Consider the following 4,195-nt stretch of genomic DNA (forward strand, 5'->3'; position numbering starts at 1 on the left):
CTATTATTGCGCCCACTTTTTTTAACGCCTCATGGGTTGAGGTATTTCCATTAAACCAGGAAAAACTTCCGTTTGTACTATTGACCACATTTAAAACGATTCCGAGGGTAGTTGATTTTCCACTTCCGTTAGGTCCCAGAATACCATAAACATTGCCTTTTTCAATAGAAAAAGATAAATCCTGAACTGCGGTAAGATAGCCGAATTTCTTTGTTAGATTACTTACTGTTAGAATCGTTTCCAAATTAGATGGAGTTTTTGGGTTGTGTTTAGTATACTTGACGAAGAAATCGTTATTTTGTTACAAAAGCAATAAAAATAAAATTTAGCGTATGTCCGGAGAGCGATTAATGTCGAAGAAGAAACCCGCCTATCCAGTAAGTCCCAAATTGGATTCCTATTTGGACCAGTATAACAGAAAAATTGAGATTCCAATTTTTTATGAAGACCTATTGCGTTTTGCGGGGTCGGTTGTAGTGTATGATGATGATGGGAATGATACCCTATGGGTCAGAGTTTATTATTCTGATTCTGAAAGACTTGAGATTGACGAAAGTCTGAAACAGGTATACTCTATTTTGCATTCCGATGGTAGTGACAGGATTTTCCAATATTTAAATATTGATGCCGTAGATTATTGCACTTTTGGTAATTCTAAGCCCTTCCGCATCAAAGTCAGGAATATTCTGAATGATAATTTTTTGTATTTCTATATCAAAAAAACAGATGCATCCCGAATTTACGGCCTGGAATTGGAGCATATGTTATCGCCTTATCACTTAAATTTTCTTGTACATAGGGATACCCTGATAGAGGAGCATATTGCAGGTATTCCCGGGGATGTATTTATTAAAGACATGTTGCCTAACTGCACAGAATCTGAGAAGGCTCAGCTTGCAAAGGAGTTTGTGAAATTTAATGAGCGGTGTATGATCAGGCTTTTAGGGGATATGAGATCCTATAATTATGTAATTGTCCCTATGCATGATTTTGACCATGTAGTTTACAAAATAAGGGCTATTGATTTTGACCAGCAAAGCTTTGAAGGTAATCTTAAAGTATACCGACCACAGTTTTTTAAAGAAAACTACATAATGGTTCAAATGGTTCAAAACAAACTACAAAATGATTCGGTAGATCAATATAAGATCGAAGAGCGCTCTATTGTGGCCAAGAGGATTATCAGTTCCGGAGATAGAATTAACCGATTGGTAAATATTTGTAAAGCTGATAACATTTCACTGCCCGAAAACATTGAACTGCTGAGCAAGCAGATTTATGAACTTACATTAGATGTTAACTTTAAGAAATGCAAGACTATGGGACAACTACTGGACCTGGCACTCGATTTTGTAAAACGAAATTACCAGGATGTGAGTATGAAGCAGATAATTGAGAAAAAGATCAAAATCCCATAAAACTTATGTTTTCTGCTCCTTATTAAAGTATATGAGGTAATAATACATTTGCCGCTCTTCATCCCATCCCTTTTCCACAAATTTTTCTGCTGATTCAGGATTTATAAAATCCATTTTTATTTGAATATTAGTGTCAAGCTGAATAATATTTTTTATTTTTTTACGGGTATCGGACACAGCTTTATTCGCAATATCAAAACTGGAAACATCTTCAATACTGTATTTTGGGCCTTTCTCTGTTTTATAATGCTTAAATTCAGGGATCAAATCCGGATTCTCCATTACTTCATTCAGGAAATTATTTTCTTCAAAAGCGTCATTCTTTGCAAAATGGTTTACAGCTCTGTTCATGAACATTACTTCCTGCTTTTTGTCTTCTGCAGGCAAGACGACGTCTTTTGCAAAATTTTGACAAAATTTAAGATAGTTTTTTGTGTAAAAATTATCATCTGCCAGGGCATCTACTCCTAGAAAACTCTCTAACCAATATTTAGTATCATACCTATTACTATCAATAGATAATACCTTATAGCCTTCAGATTTATTTGTATTGAATATCAGGCATCCTTTATCCAATTTATTGATATTGATTCCTTGTTGAACAATTAAATCGAGATTAGTTCCATTTTCTGAGAATTGTAAAAAATCCTGTTTTATTTCGCTTTTAAAGATCCCGATCGCATCAGTTTTCTCATTATCGAGCAGTATATCAGTCAGGTAGGTAATATATATCTCACCACTTTTTATATGAGGATGATTAGATTGATCATATAAATGCTTAGTCAGATTTACAGATACCTCATGAGACCGTTCCGGCTTTTCAAAAATTTCAGAAACAAGCTTATACACTTCATTAAATTCCACATCAATCTCATGTGTAAGATGATAATAATTTTCCTCTTTTTCTCGAAAGGGCTTTAGGAAGTACTCCTTTAATAAACCATTTGTCTCATCGTCAGGGATAAAAGGTTCTTTAGAAAGGAACACTGGTTCTGCTTTACTTTTATTTCCGATACGGTGCAGCGATACGCCTTGAATTTGGGTGGCATAGAGATTGATCATAGTCTTTATTGGGGATTAGTCTTTTAGTTTGTTCAATATTTAGAGGTGGAGATAAGGCAGCTATTTAATAAACATCTGCTTTTTTTTAAGTCAAAGGATATCAATTCCAATTTTCATCAAAATCCATATCGTCATAGTTTTCCAGAGGCTCATCAAAATCAAAGGATGGTTCCGATTCGAATTTCTTTTCCGGGGGAGCTTCAGGCAATTCGCCAAAGCTGAATAAAACATTAGGATAGGTACGTCCATCTTCTTTTTCAACTACATCCGCCAATTCAACAAAAAATGTCCACATACTTAAAAAATCATAGACATAAATAAGCTTGGGAGTTTGTTCAGTTAGTATGTTCTCCATTGAAATCTCGTTCATCAAGCGAACATTAGATCCATTATCTCTGGTATCAAAAAGGGGTATTTCTTCATCCTGGTTCCACAGCTCATCACAGGTGTAAAATGAAGCCATCTCATTGCCTAAAAAACCAAAGGCCTGAGTAATAGTATTGTGAAAATCTTCAAGTGTAACATGGTGTTCTATTTCTATATCCCTAAAGATGTCTTCTTGAGTATCCAGGATTATCCTGATTTTATAGATCATTAACTCTAATTTATGGGTAGGGGCAAAGTTACAAAGATTTCTGACTTCTTATTCCTTTTGTGGCTTCCAAAACCAAATAGAATTGTATCCCAAATAAAAAGGCTGCCAATATCAAATGCAATGGTTGACTTGCAAAAGGGAAATCAAAATAATACATTACAATACCGGTAATTACTTCAATTAAAAGAAGACCTAAAACCCAATTGATTTTTGAATACCCCAGCCTCTTTTGAGATATGGAATATGCTAAGTAGAGATTAATTAGTACTACCAAAATTGAAAAAGAACGATGGATATAAAATTGTATTGAAGGATTAGCAAGCCAAATATCTTTGGCATTTTCCCCTAATAAATCTATTTGATGGTCTACGAATTGTCTTACTTGTGTTCCTAAAACAATTTGTATTAGGGTAAGACCTAATGCAATCCATAAAGTTAATGTTACCTTTTTATCATATTTGCCATTTTTAGAACTGGAATCTGTTTTATAAATGAGATAGACCAGCAATGCTACAATGAAAAGGGCCATAACCATATGCATAGTTATTTTCACTGGTTCAAGAACGGAGTAAACAACTGTTGCGCCCAACCATGCCTGAAAGCCCATGCCAAAGACAACAAGCCAGGAAATCAATGTAACTTTTTTATCCTTTTGCCAAAATGAAATCGACGCAAGGGCTAAAAAAAGTGTAGCGATACCGGCAAGGGCTCCAAAAAGGCGATTAATAAATTCGATCCATGTATGAAGTGCATTAAAAACGGCATAATCATGTCTTTCATACTTATCCCAATTAACTTTGTCATAATTACGCGCAGTGGTGAAATCGGCTTTAGCTACCCATAGAGATTCTTCTCTGATAATCACCTGTCCTTCATTATAATAAAATTCAGGTTGCCATTGTAATTGAGAAATATCTGTGGGAGGTATATAATAGCCAAAACACTTGGGCCAATCTGGACAACCCATTCCACTTCCTGTCATACGAACCACTGCTCCTGCTATGATTACCATATACACCAGTACCAATGAAACTTTGGCAATATTTCTAAAATTCTTTTGCATAGAAGCTTAAATTTCAGCGCAAAATTACTATTCTTTTATTCAACTTCTGGCTTATTT

Annotated in this window: 5 protein-coding genes; 1 reads left to right on the forward strand and 4 read right to left on the reverse strand. The window is 34.8% G+C overall.

What is annotated here, in order from left to right; genetic code table 11:
• Positions 1-244: ATP-binding cassette domain-containing protein (locus WBN20_RS15455; RefSeq protein WP_424282330.1), on the reverse strand; the 244-nt coding region annotated here is incomplete at its 3' end.
• A gap of 88 nt (positions 245-332) precedes the next feature.
• Here WBN20_RS15455 and WBN20_RS15460 point away from each other — a divergent pair.
• Positions 333-1,418, forward strand: a complete 1,086-nt coding sequence (locus tag WBN20_RS15460) for a hypothetical protein (RefSeq protein ID WP_424282331.1) — start codon at positions 333-335, stop codon at positions 1,416-1,418.
• Between the two features lie 3 nt (positions 1,419-1,421).
• Here the strand turns inward: WBN20_RS15460 and WBN20_RS15465 are convergent, their stop codons facing one another.
• From WBN20_RS15465 to WBN20_RS15475, 3 genes are all read right to left on the reverse strand, one after another.
• Positions 1,422-2,480: a nucleoid-associated protein gene (locus WBN20_RS15465; protein ID WP_424282332.1), complete on the reverse strand. Its 1,059-nt coding sequence runs from the start codon at positions 2,478-2,480 to the stop codon at positions 1,422-1,424.
• A 100-nt stretch (positions 2,481-2,580) separates the two neighbouring features.
• Positions 2,581-3,075, reverse strand: a complete 495-nt coding sequence (locus WBN20_RS15470; RefSeq protein WP_424282333.1) for an IS1096 element passenger TnpR family protein — start codon at positions 3,073-3,075, stop codon at positions 2,581-2,583.
• A 28-nt stretch (positions 3,076-3,103) separates the two neighbouring features.
• Positions 3,104-4,138: a COX15/CtaA family protein gene (locus tag WBN20_RS15475; RefSeq protein WP_424282334.1), complete on the reverse strand. Its 1,035-nt coding sequence runs from the start codon at positions 4,136-4,138 to the stop codon at positions 3,104-3,106.
• Positions 4,139-4,195: the final 57 nt, after the last annotated feature.

It is taken from the genome of Eudoraea sp. (assembly GCF_049665975.1).
Taxonomy (GTDB): domain Bacteria; phylum Bacteroidota; class Bacteroidia; order Flavobacteriales; family Flavobacteriaceae; genus Eudoraea.

What these genes read in the sequence shown, in the direction of transcription:
- WBN20_RS15460 (WP_424282331.1), top strand. Translation starts at nt 333, where the DNA reads ATGTCCGGAGAGCGATTAATGTCGAAGAAGAAACCCGCCTATCCAGTA.
- WBN20_RS15465 (WP_424282332.1), bottom strand. Translation starts at nt 2,480, where the DNA reads ATGATCAATCTCTATGCCACCCAAATTCAAGGCGTATCGCTGCACCGT.
- WBN20_RS15470 (WP_424282333.1), bottom strand. Translation starts at nt 3,075, where the DNA reads ATGATCTATAAAATCAGGATAATCCTGGATACTCAAGAAGACATCTTT.
- WBN20_RS15475 (WP_424282334.1), bottom strand. Translation starts at nt 4,138, where the DNA reads ATGCAAAAGAATTTTAGAAATATTGCCAAAGTTTCATTGGTACTGGTG.